20 protein-coding genes and 4 pseudogenes are annotated in these 21,037 nt (G+C 61.8%); 18 read left to right on the top strand and 6 right to left on the bottom strand.

Annotated elements, in window-relative coordinates; genetic code table 11:
- Entirely contained in the window at nucleotides 1-780 is a 780-nt protein-coding gene (locus ACRHIG_RS30420; RefSeq protein WP_489630895.1) for an ABC transporter ATP-binding protein, read from the bottom strand.
- Between the two features lie 148 nt (nucleotides 781-928).
- Here ACRHIG_RS30420 and ACRHIG_RS30415 point away from each other — a divergent pair, with 148 nt between their 5' ends.
- Both ACRHIG_RS30415 and coq7 read left to right on the top strand, forming a co-directional pair.
- Nucleotides 929-1,360, top strand: a complete 432-nt coding sequence (locus ACRHIG_RS30415; protein WP_489628913.1) for a hypothetical protein — start codon at nucleotides 929-931, stop codon at nucleotides 1,358-1,360.
- A gap of 122 nt (nucleotides 1,361-1,482) precedes the next feature.
- Nucleotides 1,483-2,091 carry a 2-polyprenyl-3-methyl-6-methoxy-1,4-benzoquinone monooxygenase gene (gene coq7 / locus ACRHIG_RS30410; protein ID WP_489628912.1) on the top strand — a complete coding sequence of 203 codons (609 nt, stop codon included), beginning with the start codon at nucleotides 1,483-1,485 and terminating at the stop codon, nucleotides 2,089-2,091.
- A gap of 108 nt (nucleotides 2,092-2,199) precedes the next feature.
- Here coq7 and ACRHIG_RS30405 read toward each other — a convergent pair whose 3' ends face one another.
- Entirely contained in the window at nucleotides 2,200-2,622 is a 423-nt protein-coding gene (locus ACRHIG_RS30405; protein ID WP_475414619.1) for an OsmC family protein, read from the bottom strand.
- A 225-nt stretch (nucleotides 2,623-2,847) separates the two neighbouring features.
- On the opposite strand from ACRHIG_RS30405, the gene rplM reads away from it, so the two are divergent.
- The 5 genes from rplM (at nucleotide 2,848) to erpA (ending at nucleotide 5,826) form a co-directional block, all read left to right on the top strand.
- Nucleotides 2,848-3,276 carry a 50S ribosomal protein L13 gene (gene rplM / locus ACRHIG_RS30400; protein ID WP_010393282.1) on the top strand — a complete coding sequence of 143 codons (429 nt, stop codon included), beginning with the start codon at nucleotides 2,848-2,850 and terminating at the stop codon, nucleotides 3,274-3,276.
- A 9-nt stretch (nucleotides 3,277-3,285) separates the two neighbouring features.
- The gene (rpsI, locus tag ACRHIG_RS30395; protein ID WP_010393285.1) at nucleotides 3,286-3,678 is read left to right on the top strand and encodes a 30S ribosomal protein S9; all 393 of its coding nucleotides are present in this window, start codon (nucleotides 3,286-3,288) and stop codon (nucleotides 3,676-3,678) included.
- A gap of 170 nt (nucleotides 3,679-3,848) precedes the next feature.
- Nucleotides 3,849-4,886, top strand: coding sequence for an N-acetyl-gamma-glutamyl-phosphate reductase (gene argC / locus ACRHIG_RS30390; protein WP_489628911.1), 1,038 nt, complete (start codon nucleotides 3,849-3,851; stop codon nucleotides 4,884-4,886).
- A 158-nt stretch (nucleotides 4,887-5,044) separates the two neighbouring features.
- Nucleotides 5,045-5,365, top strand: coding sequence for a bactofilin family protein (locus ACRHIG_RS30385; RefSeq protein ID WP_489628910.1), 321 nt, complete (start codon nucleotides 5,045-5,047; stop codon nucleotides 5,363-5,365).
- Between the two features lie 98 nt (nucleotides 5,366-5,463).
- On the top strand, nucleotides 5,464-5,826 hold the full coding sequence (gene erpA / locus ACRHIG_RS30380; protein WP_029496047.1) for an iron-sulfur cluster insertion protein ErpA: 363 nt from the start codon (nucleotides 5,464-5,466) through the stop codon (nucleotides 5,824-5,826).
- 169 nt (nucleotides 5,827-5,995) lie between these two features.
- Here erpA and ACRHIG_RS30375 read toward each other — a convergent pair whose 3' ends face one another.
- Together ACRHIG_RS30375 and ACRHIG_RS30370 are read right to left on the bottom strand one after the other, a co-directional pair.
- Nucleotides 5,996-7,090, bottom strand: coding sequence for an anhydro-N-acetylmuramic acid kinase (locus ACRHIG_RS30375; protein ID WP_489628909.1), 1,095 nt, complete (start codon nucleotides 7,088-7,090; stop codon nucleotides 5,996-5,998).
- 130 nt (nucleotides 7,091-7,220) lie between these two features.
- Nucleotides 7,221-8,586, bottom strand: a pseudogene (locus ACRHIG_RS30370) (M23 family metallopeptidase).
- 154 nt (nucleotides 8,587-8,740) lie between these two features.
- On the opposite strand from ACRHIG_RS30370, the gene tyrS reads away from it, so the two are divergent.
- The 11 genes and pseudogenes from tyrS to ACRHIG_RS30315 all read left to right on the top strand — a co-directional run bounded on the left by tyrS (nucleotide 8,741) and on the right by ACRHIG_RS30315 (nucleotide 17,923).
- Nucleotides 8,741-10,006 (top strand): tyrosine--tRNA ligase, encoded by a 1,266-nt coding sequence (gene tyrS, locus ACRHIG_RS30365; RefSeq protein ID WP_152253547.1) that lies wholly within the window; start codon nucleotides 8,741-8,743, stop codon nucleotides 10,004-10,006.
- Nucleotides 10,003-10,449: a D-aminoacyl-tRNA deacylase gene (dtd, locus tag ACRHIG_RS30360; protein WP_070290004.1), complete on the top strand. Its 447-nt coding sequence runs from the start codon at nucleotides 10,003-10,005 to the stop codon at nucleotides 10,447-10,449. Before tyrS ends, dtd begins: the two co-directional genes overlap by 4 nt.
- A gap of 32 nt (nucleotides 10,450-10,481) precedes the next feature.
- The gene (locus tag ACRHIG_RS30355) at nucleotides 10,482-11,114 is read left to right on the top strand and encodes a YbhB/YbcL family Raf kinase inhibitor-like protein (protein WP_489628908.1); all 633 of its coding nucleotides are present in this window, start codon (nucleotides 10,482-10,484) and stop codon (nucleotides 11,112-11,114) included.
- Nucleotides 11,115-11,117: 3 nt separating this feature from the next.
- Nucleotides 11,118-11,762, top strand: a complete 645-nt coding sequence (locus ACRHIG_RS30350) for a histidine phosphatase family protein (RefSeq protein ID WP_489628907.1) — start codon at nucleotides 11,118-11,120, stop codon at nucleotides 11,760-11,762.
- 153 nt (nucleotides 11,763-11,915) lie between these two features.
- Nucleotides 11,916-12,907, top strand: a pseudogene (gene dusB / locus ACRHIG_RS30345) (tRNA dihydrouridine synthase DusB).
- 168 nt (nucleotides 12,908-13,075) lie between these two features.
- Nucleotides 13,076-13,309 (top strand): helix-turn-helix domain-containing protein, encoded by a 234-nt coding sequence (locus tag ACRHIG_RS30340; RefSeq protein ID WP_008445162.1) that lies wholly within the window; start codon nucleotides 13,076-13,078, stop codon nucleotides 13,307-13,309.
- Nucleotides 13,310-13,416: 107 nt separating this feature from the next.
- A pseudogene (gene purH / locus ACRHIG_RS30335) lies at nucleotides 13,417-15,002 on the top strand (bifunctional phosphoribosylaminoimidazolecarboxamide formyltransferase/IMP cyclohydrolase).
- A gap of 180 nt (nucleotides 15,003-15,182) precedes the next feature.
- Nucleotides 15,183-15,722, top strand: coding sequence for a crossover junction endodeoxyribonuclease RuvC (gene ruvC / locus ACRHIG_RS30330; protein ID WP_152253553.1), 540 nt, complete (start codon nucleotides 15,183-15,185; stop codon nucleotides 15,720-15,722).
- A 58-nt stretch (nucleotides 15,723-15,780) separates the two neighbouring features.
- A pseudogene (gene ruvA / locus ACRHIG_RS30325) lies at nucleotides 15,781-16,358 on the top strand (Holliday junction branch migration protein RuvA).
- Nucleotides 16,359-16,364: 6 nt separating this feature from the next.
- Nucleotides 16,365-17,420, top strand: a complete 1,056-nt coding sequence (ruvB, locus tag ACRHIG_RS30320) for a Holliday junction branch migration DNA helicase RuvB (RefSeq protein WP_070312419.1) — start codon at nucleotides 16,365-16,367, stop codon at nucleotides 17,418-17,420.
- 32 nt (nucleotides 17,421-17,452) lie between these two features.
- Complete coding sequence (locus ACRHIG_RS30315) at nucleotides 17,453-17,923, top strand: YaiI/YqxD family protein (RefSeq protein ID WP_077399560.1); 471 nt, start codon at nucleotides 17,453-17,455, stop codon at nucleotides 17,921-17,923.
- Between the two features lie 37 nt (nucleotides 17,924-17,960).
- Here ACRHIG_RS30315 and ACRHIG_RS30310 read toward each other — a convergent pair whose 3' ends face one another.
- Nucleotides 17,961-19,106: an OmpA family protein gene (locus tag ACRHIG_RS30310; protein WP_489628906.1), complete on the bottom strand. Its 1,146-nt coding sequence runs from the start codon at nucleotides 19,104-19,106 to the stop codon at nucleotides 17,961-17,963.
- A gap of 13 nt (nucleotides 19,107-19,119) precedes the next feature.
- A complete protein-coding gene (locus ACRHIG_RS30305; protein ID WP_489628905.1) occupies nucleotides 19,120-20,898 on the bottom strand; it encodes an ice-binding family protein in 1,779 nt (592 codons plus the stop codon).
- Nucleotides 20,899-21,037: the final 139 nt, after the last annotated feature.

Genomic DNA, 21,037 nt, shown 5'->3' with positions numbered 1-21,037 from the left:
TCAGGCTCCCTGGTTGATGACGCTGACAAAGGCGTCGTACAGATCGGCACTGCCGCCCAGGTGGCGCAGTTCGTCGACCGTGCCATGGAAGGCGGTGGTGCCGCGGTTGATGATGCAGACGCGGTCGCACAGCTTTTCCACCTCGTGCAGGTGGTGCGTGGAAAAGATCAGCGGCACGCGCAGCGCCTTGTAGCTGGCGATGAAGTCGAGCAGGATCTTGGCCGACATCACGTCCAGGCCCGTCGTCGGCTCGTCGAGGATGACCACTTGCGGCTCGTGCACGACGGTGCGGGCGATCGCGCACTTCTGTTTCATGCCCGTCGACAACTGATCGGCCCGCTTGCCGCCGTATTCTTCCATTTGCAGCAGGGAAAACAGTTCATCGCAGCGGCGTTTCAGCTGGTCGGCCGGCATGCCGTGCAGGCGGCCGAAGTATTCGACGTTCTCGCGCGCCGTCAGGCGGCCGTACAAGCCCGTCGAGCCGGACAGGAAGCCGATGCTCTGGCGCGCCACCAGCGGCTGGCGCAGCACGTCGACGCCATTGACGAGGGCGCTGCCCGCGTCCGCCTGCAAGGCCGTCGACAGCAGGCGCAGGGTGGTGGTCTTGCCGGCGCCATTCGGCCCCAGCAAGCCCAGCACTTCGCCCGGGGCGCAGCTGAAACTGACGTCGCGCACGGCGTGGAACCAGCCCTCGTGTTCGCGCGGATCGCTGACGTGCACGCCCTTGCCCTTGTGGGGCGGCATGCGGAAACGTTTTGCCAGGTGCTTGACCTCTATCATGTGCTTCATCCATTCAACGGTGAAGAACGAGAGTAGCATGCAAAAAATGTAACTTGCAAGGTGGAAATATCGTTTGGTCTATTGAAAAAAACAGCATCTTCATGCAAGCTGGCCCGGTGGGCGCCGGCGGACGGCGCGGGAGAGCGCAATGCAAACGATCGATCAGGCGATGCAGGACAAGGTACTGGCCGTGGCCCGCGCCGGCATGACCAGTGCCGAAGCCATCGGTTTCTTCCGCGTCAGCCTGGGGCTGTACTATCTGGCCGGCCTGATGACGGAAGAAACCCTCGATTTCAAGCAGATCGACGCGAAGTACAACCGTTTTATCTACCACTCGATAGGCGGCGGACACAGCATCGCCAGCGTGCTGCAATTCATGAGCGGCGAAAAAGTCTTGCGCGTGCTGCAATCGGAGCGTTTTCGCGCCGCGTTTGCCGAATACTGCCGGGACATTCCCGTCGACAGCATTTCTTTCCTGATTTCACTGAACCTGGGTGTGGCAAAAAGCCTGTCCGGCCTCGATGCCGTCGGCCCCGTGGTGGACTGGATCGAGCAGGAAAAAGCGCGCACAGGTCAATAAAGCCCCGTTCGCCCTGCGCGCGGCGTGGGGACGGCTGGCCCTGATCGTCCTATAATTCATGTTTTACTACTCATGAGCATAGCCACGATGACCGCGAACCGCCATTTTGACCCCTGGATCGTTTGATTGTCGGCGCCGACAAGGCCTTGCGCGTCATCGCGGGCGTGGCCTCGGCCTCGCGCCCCACGCCGGCCGCGCACGCGCCCGATGCGGAGCTGAGCCCGGCCGAACAGCGCCACAGCGCCGGTTTGATGCGCGTCAACCATGTGGGCGAAGTGTGCGCGCAAGCCCTGTACAACTCGCAGGCGCGCTATGCGCACAGCCCGGCCATCCGCGCCCAGTTCGATGAGGCGGGACGCGAAGAGGAAGACCATCTGGCCTGGACGGCGCAGCGCCTGACGGAGCTGGGCTCGCGTCTGAGCCTGCTCAATCCCCTGTGGTATGCGGGTTCGTTTGCGCTGGGCACCATTGCCGCGCGCATGGGCGACGGCCGCAGCCTGGGTTTTGTGGTGGAAACGGAACGCCAGGTGGAAGCGCACCTGGCCAGCCACCTGCAGGAATTGCCGCCGCAGGACGCCAAGTCGCGCGCCATCGTCAAGCAGATGGCCATCGACGAGGTGGAACACGGCGCCGCCGCCCAGCGACTGGGCGCCATCGACACCCCGGCGCCCGTCAAGGCGCTGATGGGCATCATGGGGAAAGTGATGACGAAGACAGCGTATTACATCTAACACGTCGGCATCGCTCGGCGTAGGTCGGATTAGCGCGCAGCGCGTAAGCCGACAACATTGTTGGCGCCGTGGGTGTCGTCGGATTACGCGCTCACGCGCTAATCCGACCTACTCCTCGATGATTTCGAACGAGTGAGTGATCTCGGCAGTTTTCGCCAGCATGATCGATGCCGAGCAATATTTGTCATGCGACAAAGCCACGGCCCGTTCCACGGCCGTCGGCTTCAGGGCCTTGCCCCGCACCGTGAAGTGGAAGTGGATCTTGGTAAATACTTTCGGATCGGTATCGGCGCGCTCGGCCTTCAGGGTCACTTCGCAGCCGTTGACGGCTTCGCGGCCCCGTTTCAGGATCAGCACCACGTCATAGGCGGTGCAGCCGCCCGTGCCCAGCAAGACCATTTCCATGGGGCGTGGCGCCAGGTTGTGGCCGCCGCCCTCGGGCGCGCCATCCATGGTCACCATGTGGCCGGAACCGGTTTCTGCCCGAAAACTCATGCCCGACGGGCCATTCCAGCTGACTTTGCATTCCATCGTACTCTCCGAAAATTGTAAGCGTTTTGTATTGTAATAGAGGAATGCCCATCCATGTGCCGGCCGCCGGCCCGCAGCCTGCCTCGATTGCGGCTTGACGCGGCACGGCAAAGCCGCTTATACTTGTCGGCTTTCCGTTCGCTCAGGAAAAGTAAATAAGGCAGAGTCCGCACAGCAACATCGGCGGAACCACCATTTGAGCGTGTAATCTATTAGGAAGTCAACATGAAAACATTTTCCGCTAAAGGACATGAAGTCCAGCGCGATTGGTTCGTGGTTGACGCGACGGACAAAGTCCTCGGACGTGTTGCCAGCGAAGTGGCACTCCGACTGCGCGGCAAACACAAACCAGAATTTACTCCTCACGTCGATACCGGCGACTTCATCGTCGTCATCAACGCAGGCAAACTGCGTGTGACCGGTACCAAAGCAACTGAGAAAATTTACTACCGTCACTCTGGCTATCCAGGCGGCATCTACGAAACCAACTTCCAGAAAATGCAACAGCGTTTTCCAGGTCGCGCGCTTGAGAAAGCGGTCAAGGGCATGCTGCCTAAAGGCCCACTCGGCTACGCAATGATCAAGAAGCTGAAAGTGTACGCGGAAGGTTCCCATCCGCACGCTGCTCAGCAACCTAAAGCACTTGTTCTCTAAGGAACTGACATGATCGGTAATTACAATTATGGAACCGGCCGTCGCAAAAGTGCAGTGGCTCGGGTTTTTATCAAAGTTGGCACAGGCTTGATCGTTGTTAACGGCAAACCAGCAAACGAATACTTTTCGCGCGAAACGGGTCTGATGGTCATCCGTCAACCTCTGGAACTGACCGGCAATGTCGAGCGTTTCGACATCAAAGTCAACGTCCATGGCGGCGGTGAGTCGGGCCAGGCTGGTGCAGTTCGTCACGGCATCACCCGCGCTCTGATCGACTACGATGCAGCGCTGAAACCGGAACTGGCGAAAGCCGGCTTCGTGACCCGCGATGCACGTGAAGTCGAGCGTAAAAAAGTTGGTCTGCGCAAAGCACGTCGCGCAAAGCAATTCTCGAAGCGTTAATTTCTACGCTACAGCGCCTTCCGGGGTGCTGGTCGAAAAGCCGCTGGACTTCGGTCCCGCGGCTTTTTTGCATTTCAGCGTGACTCTGCGTTGCGCTGTAAAATACGCGGAAAACCCGCAGGGGCAGCGTTTCCCTTCATCTTTATGCAATCTATACACAAGGAAAGAACATGATCAAAGTTGGCATCGTCGGCGGCACTGGATACACGGGCGTTGAATTGCTGCGCTTGCTCGCTACCCATCCAGATGTCGAGTTGACGGCGATTACCTCGCGCAAGGAAGATGGCTTGCCCGTTGCCGACATGTATCCTTCCCTGCGCGGCCATGTGAAGGTGGCGTTTTCCTCGCCGGACAAGGCGAACCTGGAACAGTGCGACGTGGTGTTTTTCGCCACCCCGCATGGTGTTGCGATGGCGCAAGCTCCTGCCTTGCTGGCCGCCGGCGTGAAGGTCATCGACCTGGCCGCCGACTTCCGCCTGAAAGACCAGGCCAAGTTCGAGCAGTGGTACAAGATTCCCCATACGGCGCCCGAACTGATAGCCGAGGCCGTGTACGGCTTGCCGGAACTGAATCGCGAAGACATCAAGCAGGCCAGGCTGATCGCCAACCCCGGTTGCTACCCGACCACCATGCAGCTGGGCTTCTATCCGCTGCTCAAGGCGGGTCTGGTGAATGCGGGCGGCTTGATCGCCGACTGCAAGTCGGGCGTGTCCGGCGCCGGCCGCAAGGCGGAAATCGGCATCCTGTTCTCGGAAAGCAGCGACAGCTTCAAGGCCTACGGCGTGGCCGGCCACCGCCACCTGCCGGAAACGACGGCGCAGCTGCAGCGTTTCACGGACGACAAGGTGGCGCTGACCTTCACGCCGCACCTGGTGCCGATGATCCGCGGCATGCATTCGACCCTGTACGCGCAGTTGAACAAGGATGTCAGCAATGAAGAACTGCAAGCCTTGTTCGAAGCGCAATACAAGGACGAGCCGTTCGTCGACGTGATGCCATTCGGCGCGCATCCGGAAACGCGCTCCACGCGTGGCTCGAACATGCTGCGCCTGGCCTTGCACCGTCCCGAAGGCGGCAATACCGTCATCGTGCTGGTGGTGCAGGACAACCTGGTCAAGGGCGCATCGGGCCAGGCCGTGCAGTGCATGAACTTGATGTTTGGCTTGAAAGAAACGGCCGGTTTGCAACACATCGCCCTGCTGCCATAAAAATAGGCGCCCGTGCTTGCGCAGGTCCGGCGCCTTTTTGCCGGACCTGTGCTAAATTGGACTGCCACCTACCCCGACAGGATGACGTTCATGTTCGAGCGCAACGCGAAAATCCCATCGACACCCTGATCGGCGCTTCCACGCGGATCGAGGGCGACTTGCTGTTTTGCGGGGGCTTGCGCATCGATGGCCATGTGCGCGGCAACGTCACGGGCGAGGCGGGCGAGCCCACGCATGTGGTGCTGGGCGAGGCAGGGCGCATCGATGGCGAGGTGCGCTGTTCGAGCCTGGTCGTCAGCGGCGAGATCAACGGCCCCGTGTATGTGTCCGAAATGCTTGAAATCCAGCCCAAAGCCCGCATTGTAGGAGAGGTCTACTACAAAGTGCTGGAAATGCACAGCGGCGCATTGGTGCAAGGAAAGCTCAGTCGCCACGACAGCGCCGACCCCGTGCTGCACCTGGCCGTGTCGGAAATGTGAGCAGGAACAACACCGGCCAGCCGTGCCAGCGGCGGCCGCAGCGCGAGTTGCGCCAACAGTCTATAATGACTTAATGTTTTCTAGTAGGAGTGCCTGATATGAATGCCGTCGCTGAAATGCAAGATGTGATCCCTTCCCCTATTATCTTTACCGATAGCGCCGCCGAAAAAGTCGCGCAGCTGATCGAAGAAGAAGGCAATCCCGACCTGAAATTGCGCGTGTTCGTGCAGGGCGGCGGCTGTTCCGGCTTCCAGTACGGCTTCACCTTCGACGAAATCGTCAACGAAGATGACACCACCATGGTCAAGAACGGCGTCCAGCTGTTGATCGATTCCATGAGCTACCAGTACCTGGTCGGCGCGGAAATCGACTACAAGGATGACCTGGAAGGCGCGCAGTTCGTGATTAAAAACCCTACCGCGACGTCTACCTGTGGTTGCGGTTCGTCGTTCTCCGTATAAGCAAGCACACCTGAGAAAACGTCCATGGCGGCGTTGCATTGCCTCGCCGTACTATTCGTACTGTCTTCGGCAATGCGCCTTGCCCTGAACGTTTTTCAGGCGCGCCGGTTTACAGGCGCAACATAAAAATAGCGGATCATTGATCCGCTATTTGTGTTTCTACATCTGCTCAACGCGGATACAGCGCACCGAGCACGCGTAAGCCCGCCGCACCCGTCACGGCCGGCAAGTTGCCCGGCTTGCGCTGCGTAAAACGCCAGGCCAGCCAGGCAAACGCCAGCGCCTCGACCTGGCTGGGCGCCACGCCCAGCGCCTCTGTCGATGCCACCGCCATGCCCGGCAATTGCCCGGCCAGGGCCGCCATCAGGCTGGCGTTCTGCGCGCCGCCGCCGCATACGTACACGGTTTCCGCCTGCGCTCCGTCGCGCGCGATGGCGTGCGCCAGGCTGGCGGCCGTCAGCTGGGTCAATGTCGCCTGCACGTCGGCCGGCCGGGCGCCACGGTGATTCACCAGCTTGCCTTGCAGCCAGTCGGCGTGAAAGAGGTCGCGGCCCGTGCTTTTCGGTGCCGGCAAGTCAAAATAGGGATCGTCGAGCAAATCCGCCAGCAGGGCAGGCAAGACTTTGCCCGTGGCGGCCCAGGCGCCGTTGGCGTCATACGGCTGGTCCAGGTGCCGCAAGGCCCAGCCATCCATCAGCGCATTGCCGGGGCCCGTGTCGTAGCCCGTCACCGTGCCGTCCGCGTGCAGCACGCTGATATTGCTGATGCCGCCGATATTGGCCAGCACGCGCGTGTGGCCGGGCAAGTTGAAGATGGCCTGGTGAAAAGCGGGCACCAGCGGCGCGCCCTGGCCGCCGGCCGCCACGTCGCGGCTGCGCAAGTCGGCGATGACGTCGATGCCCGTCAGTTCCGCCAGCAGTGCCGGATTGTTCAACTGGCGCGTAAAGCCCAGTTCGGGGCGGTGGCGGATGGTCTGGCCATGCGCGCCGATGGCGGCGATGGCGTCCGGGCCGATGCCCGCGTCGTTCAATAGCAGGGCGACGCAGTCGGCGTAATGGCGCACGAGCTGATTGGCTGCCAGTGCTTCGCGTTCGATTTCATTCTGGCCGGCACTTTGCAAGGCCATCAGGTCGTCGCGCAGGCTGGCGGGAAAGGGAATGTAGGCGTCGCCCAGGCTGCGCACGCCGCCATCGTCGGAAAAGTCGACCAGCGCGCCGTCAACGCCGTCCAGGCTGGTGCCAGACATCAGACCGATATACAGCATGGGGTTGTCCTTGAATGCATAAGTGATGGGGTGCATTGTGCCGCATTTGTGCCGTACGCACGCGGGAAAACAAAGGCACCGGCCATCTGCATGGGCGGTGCCTTTATATGTTGCCCGAAGGCAGTGTTACTTAGCGCGAAGCCAGTGCCGTGTCGTTCGGACGCAGCAGGGTGAAGCGGTGCATCATGTCGGCCGACACCATGCGGAATCGGCTCAGCTCGGCAGCCGTCAGCGGCGCCTGGGCTTGCACGTTCAGCTTGCTTGGGTCTTGTGCCACGCCGCCGACGCGGAATTCATAGTGCAAATGGGCGCCCGTGGACCAGCCGGTGGTGCCGACGTAGCCGATCACGTCGCCCTGGCTGACTTTTTGACCTTTTTCAAGCCCGAAGCGAAGCGGCTCATGTGGGCGTAGGCGGTGCTGTAGTTGGCCCAGTGTTTCAGGACGACAACATTGCCGTAACCGTTCTGGCTGCCGACGGAATCGACCACGCCGTCACCGGAAGCGCGGATGGGCGTGCCCGTTGCTGCGGCGAAATCGATGCCCTTGTGCGCTTTCCAGTTGCCGGAAATCGGGTGCACGCGCATGGAGAAACCGGACGAGATGCGGGAAAATTCGAGGGGGATTTCAGGAAGGCTTTTTTGAGGGACTTGCCGTCGAAGCTGTAGTAACCGCCGCCTTGCTTGCTGGCTGGGTCTTCGAACCAAACGGACTGGTAAGTCGTGCCGCGGTTGGTGAATTCACCGGCCAGGATGCGGCCCGCTCGGACAAATTCGCCATCTTGCCAGAACGTTTCGTAGACCACATTGAACGAGTCGCCGCGTTTCAGGTCGGAGCGGAAGTCGATATTGGTCGAGAACATTTCCACGATTTGCGCGGAAATCGAGTCTGGCAGGCGGGTGCCGTCCAGGCTGGAGTCGGTGGCGGCGAACAGGGTGGAAGTAATCTTGCGCGCGTGCATTTCAACGCGGCGTTCCAGCTGGGCTGCCACTTCCGTGGCCACGAACTTGTCGCCCTTGCGGGTGATCAGGATGTTCTTGACCGATTTGTCGGTGCCGTCGACGAGGGTGGCGCGCATCCAGTTGAGGTCGCCGTTTTCGGTCGTTTGCGCTTGCACGCGCTTGCCCGATTTCAGCAACATCACGCCGCGCGCGATCTTGTCGGTTTTGATGAAATTGGCGGCCGCCGGATCATCCACGCCGAGACGGGTCAGCAGGGTGGCGAGGGTATCGCCAGCGCGGACTTTTTCTTCGTGGGTGAAATTCTGGTCTACCTGTTCCATCGCGGAAATTTGCGAGGCGAGATCAGGCATTTCCAGGTTTTGCGCGATGGACGTGACCGGCAAGTCCGATGCGTCGGGCGCCATGGGCGACACAGCGACCGCGCCGAAGGCGGCCACGGCGAGCAGCACTGCGGACGCGCCGATAATGCGTGCCTTGCGTGTCGTCGTCAGCTGTGTGTACAAGCGTGAGCCTGTGATTTTATGTATAGGGTTCATGCAATCAGTTAAAATTTGCCCTTGAACGATTCGTGAACTAGTGCTCTTTGTTATTGTTATTTTGGTTCGTTTTCATACGGCAAGATTGATGGGATCGAGCATTATAACAAACTCCGCAAACCTACTACCATTTTGAGATCTACAGTCAAATTTTATGGAAATCAACACCACCGCATCGCCTACAAAGGCTAACGCCGCTCAGACCGCGCTTCCGCTGTCGGACAGAGTACAAGAAGCCCTCGCGATTACCAAGCGTGGCGTCGACGAACTCTTGATCGAAAGCGAATTTGCGCAAAAATTAGCGCGTTCCGAGAAAACCGGTGTTCCACTGCGCATCAAACTGGGCCTGGACCCGACTGCACCCGACTTGCATCTGGGCCACACTGTCGTGCTGAACAAGATGCGCCAGCTGCAAAACCTGGGCCATCAAGTCATTTTCCTGATCGGCGATTTTACTTCCATGATCGGCGACCCTTCGGGCCGCAACGTCACGCGCCCACCGCTGACCAAGGAACAGATCGAGATTAACGCGATGACGTATTTCGCGCAAGCATCTTTAGTGCTGGATGCCAGCAAGACGGAAATCCGCTATAACTCCGAGTGGTGCGATCCGCTGGGGGCGCGCGGCATCATCCAGCTCGCTTCCCACTACACGGTGGCGCGCATGATCGAGCGTGACGACTTCACCAAGCGCTTCCAGGGCGGCATTCCTATTTCCGTGCATGAATTCCTGTACCCGCTGATGCAGGGCTACGACTCGGTGGCCCTGAAATCGGACCTGGAACTGGGCGGCACGGACCAGAAATTCAACCTGCTGGTGGGCCGCGAACTGCAAAAGCAGTACGGACAGGAGCAGCAGTGTATTTTGACCATGCCGCTGCTGGAAGGTTTGGACGGCGTGGAAAAAATGTCCAAGTCGAAGAATAACTATATCGGCATCACGGAACCGGGCAACACCATGTTCGCCAAGCTGATGAGTATTTCCGACGTCATGATGTGGCGCTACTACGAGCTGCTGTCGTGGCGCTCGATCGCCGAACTGGCCCAGCTGAAGCGCGAAGTCGAGGAAGGCCGCAATCCGCGCGACGCCAAGGTTGCGTTGGCGCAAGAGATCGTCGCCCGCTTCCACTCGCAGCAGGCGGCCGAAGATGCGCTGGCCGATTTCGTCAACCGCTCGAAGGGCGGCATTCCCGACGATATCCCGGAAGTGACCCTGGCCGGCGCCCCGCTGGGCATCCCGCAATTGCTGAAACAGGCGGGCCTGTGCCCGTCCACGTCGGAAGCCATGCGCAAGATCGACCAGGGCGGCGTGCGCATCGACGGCACCGTCATCAGCGACAAGGGCTTGCAAGTGGAAGCCGGTCAGTTCGTGTTGCAAGTTGGCAAGCGCAGTTTCGCGCGCGTCACCTTGACGGCATGATCGCGCTGCTGCAACGTGTTACCCAGGCGAAAGTCGATGTCGGCGGCGCCACCGTCGGCGCCATCGACGCCGGCCTGATGGTGCTCGTGTGCGCGGAGCGGGGCGATACGGAGAAGGAAGCGGACGCCTTGCTGACCAAACTGCTCGGCTACCGCGTGTTTGCCGACGAAGCGGGCAAGATGAACCGCAGCGTGACGGACGTGGCCGGCGGCTTGCTGCTGGTGCCGCAGTTCACCCTGGCGGCCGACACCAAGTCCGGCACGCGCCCGTCGTTCACGCCGGCGGCCGCGCCGCAGGATGGTTTGCGCCTGTTCACGCATTTCGTGGACCAGGCGCGCGGCCGCCATGCGACCGTGCAAACGGGACAGTTCGGTGCCGACATGCAGGTGTCGCTGACGAATGACGGGCCCGTGACATTCTGGCTGCAAGTGAACGCTAAATAAGTACAAAACAATAACTACAAGGGGAGCAAGCGATGAAATTGTGGAGCGAGACGTTTCGTGATGGCGGCCTGATGCCGGCCGACCATGCCTTTGCCGAGATCGATCCGGCCAACCGCGTGCGCCTCGCCGGCAACCGCAATCCCCACCTGGCCTGGGACGAGGTGCCCAACGGCACCGAGTCGCTGGCCCTGTTCTGCATCGACCCCGATGCGCCGCAAGACGCCAGCCTGGTCAACCGCGACGACCAATCCCTGCCGCTGACGGCGCCGCGCGGCGACTTTTATCACTGGAGCTTGCTCGACTTGCCGCCCGCCATGCGTTCTATTGCTGCCGGAGAATTTTCCAGCGGCATCACGCCGCGCGGCAAGGCCGCAGGTGCTGGGCTGCGCCAGGGCATCAACGACTACACGGCCTGGTTTGCCGGCGATGCCGCCATGGCCGGCGACTATTACGGCTATGATGGCCCATGCCCGCCGTGGAATGACGAGCGCATCCACCATTACATCTTCCGCCTGTATGCGCTCGACGTGCCGCAGCTGGCCTTGCCCGAGCGCTTTACGGGGCAGCAAGCGCATGCCGCGCTCTACGGCCACATCCTCGACGAAGCCCAGCTCGTCGTCGCCTACTCGCTCAACCCCGAGCTGGCACTTACTCTGAAGAAATAAAGCATGAGCACCACGATTTTATTGATACGCCATGGCGAAACGGCCTGGAATGCGGGCCGCCGCCTGCAGGGCCATATCGACATCGCCCTGAACGAGGCGGGCCTGGCGCAAGCGGCCGCACTGGGACAGGCGCTGGCGGACGAACCGCTGGCCGCCATCATCGCCAGCGACTTGCAGCGCGCGCAGCAGACGGCGCAAGCCGTGGCCGACGTGCAAGACTTGCCCGTGCAGACGGACCCCTTGCTGCGCGAGCGCTGCTATGGCGCTTTCGAAGGCTTGCTGTACGCGGACATCGCCGCGCGCTATCCGCACGAGTATGCGCAGTGGCAATCGCGCCAGATCGATGCCGTGATGCCGTCGGGCGAGCGCGACGCGGAGAGTTTCCGCCAGTTCTATGCGCGCGCGAATGGCGCCATCGCCCGCTGGGCCCGGCAATACGACGGCCAGACGATCGCCATCGTCGCCCACGGCGGCGTACTCGAGTGCGCTTACCGCGAGGCGGTCGGCATGACGCTCGACAGCCCGCGCGACTTCCAGGTCAAGAATGCCAGCGTCAACCGGTTTTCATATGCGGACGGCAAGCTGCATTTGGTGCACTGGGGAAACATCGAGCACCTGAGCGCGCCCGCGATGGACGAGCTGGGCTAAGGCCCCATCCTCACTCTGACGCACTGAGCCAAAAAAATAGTGCTTATTAATTAGGCAGGGAATCGGTTAAAATAGCAGGTTCCTCCGTCCATTTCAGGTTCCTCAGTGCAAATCGGCCCTCACATTCTGCGCAACAACGTTTTCGTCGCTCCCATGGCGGGCGTGACGGACCGGCCTTTCCGCCAGTTGTGCAAGCAGCTGGGTGCCGGCTACGCCGTGTCGGAGATGGCGGCGTCGAATCCGCGCCTGTGGGCGACGGAAAAAGTGCGCGCCGCACGGACCACGAAGGCGAAATGGAGCCGAAAGCCGTGCAGATCGCTGGCGCCGATCCGCAGGACCTGGCCGATTGCGCCAAGTTCAACGTGGACCGTGGCGCGCAGATCATCGACATCAACATGGGGTGCCCCGTGAAGAAGGTGTGCAACAGCTGGTGCGGTTCGGCTCTGTTGCAAAACGAAAGCCTGGTCGAAAAGATTTTGCACGCCGTCGTCAACGCCGTCGACGTGCCCGTCACCCTGAAATTTCGCACGGGCTGGAACCGCGAAAACAAGAATGCCCTGAAAATCGCCCGCATCGCCGAGCAAGCGGGCATCCAGATGCTGACCTTGCACGGCCGCACGCGCGCCGATGGCTACAAGGGCGATGCCGAATATGAAACCATTGCCGCCGTAAAAGCCTCGGTGGGCATCCCCGTGGTGGCCAACGGCGACATTACCAGTCCGGAAAAGGCCCGCTTTGTGCTCGATCAAACGGGCGCCGATGCTGTCATGATCGGCCGCGCGGCGCAGGGCCGGCCGTGGATTTGCCGCGAAATCGACCATTTCCTGCGCACCGGCACCTTGTTGCCGGCGCCGTACGTGGATGAAGTGCGTACCTTGATGGATGAGCATTTGCGCGCCCATTACGCGTTTTATGGCGAGTTCCTCGGCGTGCGCACGGCGCGCAAGCATATCGGCTGGTACGTCAAGGATCTGGAAGGCGGCGAAGCGTTCCGTCAGGAAATGAACTTGCTGGAGTCGACGGACGCGCAATTGCTGGCCGTCGATCAATTTTTTGAGTCGCAATGGAAATTTGGCGAACGGTTACAATACCGCCTCTCCGAATCCAGTGAAAGTGGCCTGGTAGAAACGGCCACGGCAGCATGAGCAGATAGCAACAAGCAGGGTAAACCAGTTAGCAGCAGTACAAGGGCGAGCGCCTATACAGAGCGTCATGCAATATTAATTACAACACCGAGGCAAGAGGGCAGCACGCGGACCGCATGAGCGACGCGGCGCCGGATGGCCAGGTGTTCAGCCGGTTGAAGCATAAAAATGAGCAAAGAAAGCATTCAGGAAGTCGTACAGAAAAGTCTAGAAGATTACTTCAATGACCTGGGCGAACAGCAAGCATCGAATATCTACGACATGGTCGTGCTGACCGTGGAAAAGCCCATCCTGGAAGTCGTGATGACACGCGCCGATGGCAACCAGTCGCACGCCGCGCAGATGCTGGGCATCAACCGCAATACCCTGCGCAAGAAATTGCAGGAGCACGGTTTGCTGTAATGCCGGCATGCAAGTGACGCCAAGATTTGAATCCGCCGCCGCGGCCCCAGCCTGATAGCTGACCGCTGCGCCATTCGCCAAGAACACTTAACCACCTAGCCACAGCCATGATCAAACAAGCTCTCCTCTCCGTTTCCGACAAGACCGGCGTTCTCGACTTCGCCCGCGCCCTGTCCGCCCTCGGCGTCAACCTCCTGTCCACCGGCGGCACCGCCAAATTGCTGGCAGACAACGGTGTTCCCGTCACGGAAGTTGCCGATTACACGGGTTTCCCGGAGATGCTCGATGGCCGTGTGAAGACCCTGCACCCGAAAGTGCACGGCGGTATCCTGGCGCGCCGCGATTTCCCTGAGCACATGTCGAAACTGGTCGAGCACGACATGCCGACCATCGACATGGTGGTGGTCAACCTGTACCCGTTCCAGGGCACGGTCGCCAAGGCCGATTGCACCCTGGAAGACGCGATCGAAAACATCGATATCGGCGGCCCGACCATGCTGCGTTCGGCGGCCAAGAACCACAAGGACGTGGTCGTCATCTGCGATCCGACCGACTACGACGCGGTGCTGGCGGAAATCCGCTCGGCCGACGGCAAGGCAGGCGACGTCAGCTACGACACCAAATTCATGCTGGCAAAAAAGTCTTTGCGCACACGGCGCAATACGATGGCGCCATCACCAACTACCTGACCAGCCTGGGCCCGACGAAGGTGCACGCCGAGCGCGGCGCCTATCCGCAAATCCTCAACGTTGCATTTGAGAAAGTGCAAGACATGCGCTACGGTGAAAACCCGCACCAGAGCGCCGCCTTCTACCGCGACCTCGTCACCACCGATGGCGCGCTGGCCAACTACCGCCAGCTGCAAGGCAAGGAATTGTCGTACAACAACATCGCCGACGCCGATGCGGCCTGGGAATGCGTGAAGAGCCTGGGCGGCTTCGAACAAAGCGCCGCCTGCGTCATCGTCAAGCACGCGAACCCATGCGGCGTGGCCCTGGGCAAGAACGCGGCTGAAGCGTATGCGCGCGCCCTGCAGACGGACCCGACCTCGGCATTCGGCGGCATCATCGCGTTTAATACCGAACTGGACGGCGCCACCGCCGGCGAAATCGCCAAGCTGTTCGTCGAAGTGCTGATCGCCCCGTCGTTCTCCGCCGAAGCGAAACAGATTCTGTCGAGCAAGCAAAACGTGCGCATGCTGGAAATTCCGCTGGGCAGCGGCGTCAACGCCATGGACTTCAAGCGCGTTGGCGGCGGTCTGCTGGTGCAATCGCCGGACGCGAAAAACGTCGGCATCGGCGACTTGCGCGTGGTCAGCAAGCTGCAGCCGACGCCGCAGCAATTGTCCGACCTGATGTTCGCCTGGAAAGTGGCAAAATTCGTCAAGTCGAACGCCATCGTCTTCTGCGGCAATAACATGACCCTGGGCGTGGGCGCCGGCCAGATGAGCCGTATCGATTCCGCCCGCATCGCTTCCATCAAGGCGCAAAACGCGGGCCTGTCGCTGACCGGTTCCGTGGTGGCGTCGGACGCCTTCTTCCCGTTCCGCGACGGCCTCGACGTCGTCGTCGACGCGGGTGCGACCTGCGTCATCCACCCGGGCGGCTCCATGCGCGACCAGGAAGTGATCGATGCGGCGGACGAGCGCGGCGTGGTCATGTTGTATACCGGAACGCGTCACTTCCGTCATTGATAGTGAAGAGAGTAGGTCGGATTAGCAGGGCCAAAGGCCGCGCGTAATCCGACAAGCGCAGTTGGCGACGCATGTCGGATTACGCGTACCGCTAATCCGACCTACAGCTCTCGATAAGGTACTCAGCGGCAGGCACCGGTTATTCACCGGTGCCTGCCGTATTCATTATAGAATCTGGCGATGATTATTCTTGGCATCGATCCTGGCCTGCGCACGACCGGCTTTGGGGTCATTGAAAAACACGGCAACAAGCTGCGCTATATCGCGTCGGGGACCGTCAAGACGGGTTCCGAAGGGGAATTGCCGCCGCGCCTGAAAGTCATCCTGCGGGGCGTGAGCGAAATCGTCGGCACCTACCAGCCCGATTGCGCGGCCATCGAAAAAGTGTTTGTCAACGTCAACCCCCAATCGACCTTGCTGCTGGGCCAGGCACGGGGCGCGGCCATCTGCGCACTCGTCAATTCTGACCTGTCGGTGGCCGAATACACGGCGCTGCAAGTGAAACAGGCCGTCACGGGCCATGGCAAGGCGGCCAAGGAGCAGGTACAGGAGATGGTATCCCGGCTGCTGTCCTTGCCTGGTTTACCCGGCACGGATGCGGCCGATGCGCTGGGCGTGGCCATTTGCCACGCCAACAGCATCGATGCGCTGGCCATGCTCGGCGCGCTGGCGCCACAGCTGCAGGGCTTGCGCATGAAGCGCGGCCGTTTAGTAGGTTAACTGCGGCATGGCCCTCATAATCAATAAAAACTACGATACACAACATTAGGAACACGCGATGATAGGCCGTCTCTCCGGTATTTTGCTTGAAAAAATCCGCCACAATTGCTGGTCGATTGCCAGGGCGTTGGCTATGAAGTCGACGTGCCGATGAGCACCTTTTACAACCTGCCCCACGTGGGCGAAAAAGTCGTGCTGTTTACGCACCAGGCCATCCGCGAAGATGCGCATTTGCTGTTTGGCTTCGGCAATGCGGCCGAGCGCGCCGTGTTCCGCCAGTTGATCAAGATCACGGGCGTGGGCGCGCGCATGGCGCTGTCCATCCTGTCCGGCATGACGATTGCCGACCTGGCGCAGGCGATCACCCTGCAGGATTCCGGCCGCCTGGTGAAAGTGCCTGGCATCGGCAAGAAGACGGCCGAACGGCTGCTGCTGGAATTGAAGGGCAAGATCGGTGCGGATCTCGGTCCGCTGGGTGCGCACGCGGCGCCCGATGCCCAATCGGACATCCTCAATGCGCTGGTCGCGCTCGGTTATTCGGACAAGGAAGCACTGGCCGCCGTGAAAAACGTGCCGGCTGGCAGCGGCGTGTCGGACGGCATCAAACTGGCGCTGAAAGCGCTGTCGAAAGGCTGATAACGCATGAGCATCCAGACCGACAGCTTCACGGAACAGCGCATCATCGACGCGGCGCCCATCTCGCACAACGAAGAGGCCATCGAACGGGCCCTGCGCCCCAAGCAGCTCGACGAATATGTGGGGCAGGAAAAGATCCGCGACCAGCTGGAAATCTTCATCACGGCCGCGCGCCAGCGCAAGGAAGCGCTCGACCACACCTTGCTGTTCGGTCCGCCGGGCCTGGGCAAGACGACCTTGGCGCACATCATCGCGCGCGAAATGGGCGTCAATCTGCGCCAGACGTCCGGCCCCGTGCTCGAGCGCCCGGGCGACCTGGCGGCGATCCTGACGAACCTGGAAGCGAACGATGTCCTGTTCATCGATGAAATCCATCGCCTGTCGCCCGTGGTGGAAGAGATTCTGTATCCGGCCCTTGAGGATTATCAAATCGATATCATGATCGGCGAAGGCCCGGCCGCCCGCTCCGTCAAACTCGATCTGCAGCCGTTTACATTAGTGGGTGCCACCACGCGCGCGGGCATGCTGACCAATCCGCTGCGCGACCGCTTCGGCATCGTGGCGCGGCTGGAGTTCTACAACACGGGCGAACTGACGAAGATCGTCACGCGCAGCGCCGCCCTGCTGAAGGCGCCGATCGACCCGGAAGGCGCGCATGAGATCGCCCAGCGCGCGCGCGGCACGCCGCGCATCGCCAACCGCCTGCTGCGCCGCGTGCGCGATTTCGCCGAAGTCAAAAGCAATGGCGACATCACCAAGGTGGTGGCCGACCGCGCGCTGGCCATGCTCGACGTCGATTCCGCCGGTTTCGACGTGATGGACCGTAAATTGCTCGAAGCCGTGCTGTTCAAGTTCGGCGGCGGCCCTGTCGGCATAGGGAATCTGGCGGCGGCCATCGGCGAGGCGGCCGACACCATCGAAGACGTGCTGGAACCGTATCTGATCCAGCAAGGTTTCCTGCAGCGCACGCCCCGTGGCCGGGTCGCCACGCCGGCCGCCTACCTGCACTTCGGCGTCAGCGCGCCGCGCATGGGCCCGGGCGGCGAAGCGTGGGAACTGTGATGGCGGAAGCTGGTGAGCAAGCGAGCGTGGGTATGCAGATCTGGATCGACGCCGATGCCTGCCCCGTGGTCATCAAGGAAATCCTGTACCGCGTGGCCGACCGCCTGGAATTGCCGCTCACCCTGGTGGCAAACCAGGGCTTGCGCGTGCCGCCGTCGCGTTTCATCCGCACCGTGCAAGTGCCGTCCGGCGCCGACGTGGCCGACCAGGAAATCGTGCGGCTGTTGAATCCCGGCGACCTCGTCATCACGGGTGACATCCCGCTGGCTGCCGACGTACTCACCAAGGGCGGCTTTGCGCTGAACCCGCGCGGCGAGTTCTATACGAAAGACAATATCGCCCAGCAACTGACGATGCGCGCCTTCATGGAAGAATTGCGCAGCGGCGGCGTCGATACGGGCGGCCCTGCCGCCTTCAGCCAGTCGGACCGGCAACAGTTCGCCAACAGCCTGGACCGGCATCTGAGCAAGCATCACCGCAAGCCGGCAGCGCCGCAGACGTAAAAACCGGCGCAAGCCGGTTTTTTCATGCGCATGCAGCTTAACGCATGACTTTGCGCGTGCCCACCACTTCCACCGTCACGCGGCGGTTCTTGGCGCGGCCGGCGGCACTCGTGTTGTCGGCCACGGGCTGGGTTTCTCCCTTGCCTTCCGTGTAGACGCGGCTCGTCTCGACACCCTGCGCCACCAGATAAGCCTTGACGGCTTCGGCGCGGCGCAAAGACAGCTTCTGGTTGTAGGCATCCGGACCGACGGCATCCGTATGGCCGACCGTGACGATCACTTCCAGATCCATGCCCGTCAATTGACCGAGCAGCTGCTCCAGCGCCGCCTTGCCTTGCGGCTTGAGCGTCGATTGATCGAAATCAAACAGCGCTTCGGAAGCAAACGATACTTTTTCCGACACGGGCGCCGGCGCCGGCTTCACTTCGGCCACAGGGGCCGGCATGGTTTCGCTGATGGGGGGCAATGCCGCCGGCACCGGCTGGTAGGCTGGCGTGGCGCTGGCCGGACGGCCCAGTTTATACACGAGGCTGACGGAATACAGGTCCGCATCGCCGCGGTTGCCGACGGCATCGTTCAAGCGATAACGCTCGACTTCGCCGCGCAGTGCCAGCGCTTCGCTGAACTTGTATTCGAGGCCCAGGCCCAGCTTGGCATTGAGCTTGCGCTCGCTGGCATGCGTATTGGTTGAACCCAGCAGGCGGTTGCCGCTGAATTCCGTGTTCGTCTTCGTGTAATGCATGCCGACACGGCCCAGCAACGACAGGCGCTGCGACAGCGGCAGCTGGCCCAGCAAGTCCAGGTTCACGCCGCGAAAGGCCGCTTGTCCGTTGAGCACGCCGTTGCCGCTGGTGGTGGACTGGAAATCGAACTTGCCCAGGTCAAAGTAGCCCCCTTCCACGGCGACATACTGGTTCAGTTGGCGGCCGACAAACAATTTATAGCCGGTGTCGCGCTGGTCCTTGCTGAAACCGGTGACGCTTTCGCCGTTCGCCGCCAGGCTGGCGCGCAGGCGCGGCTCGTCGATGGTGGTGCGCGACTGGCCCACGCCCGCGCCGATGTACCAGGCGCTGTTGGCCCAGTCCGGGTTGATGAAGGTGTTGTCCTGCGCCTGCGCCGATTGCGCCGCCAGCAAGGCGCCGGTCATCACGCTCAGCGCGCCCAGTGTGTGTGCGATAGTCATGGTCATGTCCCGTTTATTTGGTGATCTGGTTGTTGCGCAGGGTAACGGCGGCAGCCGTCAGCACGCGGCCATTGAGCAGGGTCGTGTTGTCGCCCACCGTGATGGCGGCCGACTGGCCCAGGATATTGCCCTTGAAGACGCTGTTGGCGGCCAGGGTGGTCGGGCCGACAGGCAGCCAGGTGACGTTGTCGGCCGTGGCGCCATTGTTCAGGGCCACCACCGAATTGACGGTCGAATCGAGCGTCAATGCCGTACGGAAGATGTACACGCCGGGACCGTTCAGGGTCAGGGTGCCCGTGATGCTGATGGCGCCCGCATAGCAATACACGCCGGGACCGAAGGTCTGGCCGCCCAGGTCGATGCCGCCGGCAAAGCTGACGTCGCAAGCCCGGCTATTGCCGTCCGTGATCGCCGCTTGCAGGTCCGTCATGGCGCCGGCCAGGATGGCGCCCGACTTGTAATTGGTAAAGCCAGCCGCCTGGGTCGGATCGACCGTTTGCGATGGCGCACCGACGTCGCCCGTGATCAGGGTGGTGCCGCCCGAATTGTTGGTGATCGAAGTGCCGGCCAGCACGCCGAACGGTGCCGCGCGGCCCAGGATGATCGGGTTGAGGACGGGCGGGATGGCGACAGCCGTGACGGTCAGCAGCGCGCTGCCCGACTGGCCACCGGCCGTGGCCGTGATATTGCTGGTGCCGGCCGTGATGCCGGTGGCGATGCCCGTGTTCAGTACCGTGGCGGTGGCGATGGTGCCCGAAGTCCAGGCGGCGCTGTTGGTGATGACGGCATTCGAGCTGTCCGAATAAGTTGCCGTGGCAACGAATTGCTGTACGCCGCCGACGGCGATGCTGGCGTTGGCTGGCGTGACGGCGATGCTGACCAGGGTGGCGGCAGGCACCGTGACGGTGGTGCTGGCCGTCTTGCCGTTGAAGCTGGCGTTCATGACGCTGCTGCCAAAGGCAACGCCGGTGACGAGGCCGCCGCTGGCGACGCTGGCAAAAGCGGGTGTGACGGCAACGAAGCTGCTGCCGGCCGTGACGTCAGCGGTGCTGTTATCCGAATACGTGGCAATGACGGCCAGCTGGCGCGTCGCGGCGACGGGGATGATCGGGTTTTGCGGCGTGACGGCGATCGACAGCAGGGTCGCTGGCGTGACGGTCAGCACGGTGCTGGCCGTCAGCGTGCCCGTGGTGGCCGTGATCTGCGAGGTGCCGGCAATCTTGCCGAGCGCCAGGCCGCCAGCGGCGATGCTGGCCGTGGCCGGGGCCGCCGAGGCAAACGTCGACACGGCAGTGACGTCGCGCGTGCTGTTGTCGCTGAAGCTGCCCGTCACCGCGAATTGCTGTGTTGCGGCGATGGCGATCGATGGCGCGAGCGGCGTGATGGCGATCGCCGTCAAGGTGGCCGGCGAGACGGTCAACTGGGCCGCTGCGCTCTTGCCGTCGAACGCGGCGCTGATGCTGCTGCCGCCGGCAGCGATGCCGGTGCTCAAGCCTGTGGCGGCATTGACTGTCGCGCTGGCCGGCGTGGCCGACGTCCAGGCCGCCTTGGCGCTGACGTCTTGCGACGAGCCGTCGCTATACGTGGCGATGGCCGTAAATTGCTGGCCGGCACCGATGGCGACCGTGGCCGTGGCGGGAGTGACGGCCAGGCTGGACAAGGTGGCGCCCGGCAAGCCGAGGATGGGATCGCGTCCCTGGTCGCCGCCACCGCCGCAACCGGCAAGGGCGGCCATGGCCAGCAAACCGGCCGAGACGAGCAGCGGGTTCAGATATCGCTTGAAGAGATTCATATAGTTCCTTTGTGCATGGCAATCATTGCCGGGCATCCGCTGATGAGGTCATCCGGCAGAGCCATGCCGCCTTTCGCTACGGGCGATGGCGTCACAGGCATGCACTATTTCATTTAGGAAACTTCAAGTATGTTCGGTG

The sequence above is a fragment of the Janthinobacterium sp. C22 genome (assembly GCF_057919405.1).
The sequence above is the reverse complement of the archived record's forward strand: the minus strand, read 5'-3'. Positions and strand labels throughout refer to the sequence as shown.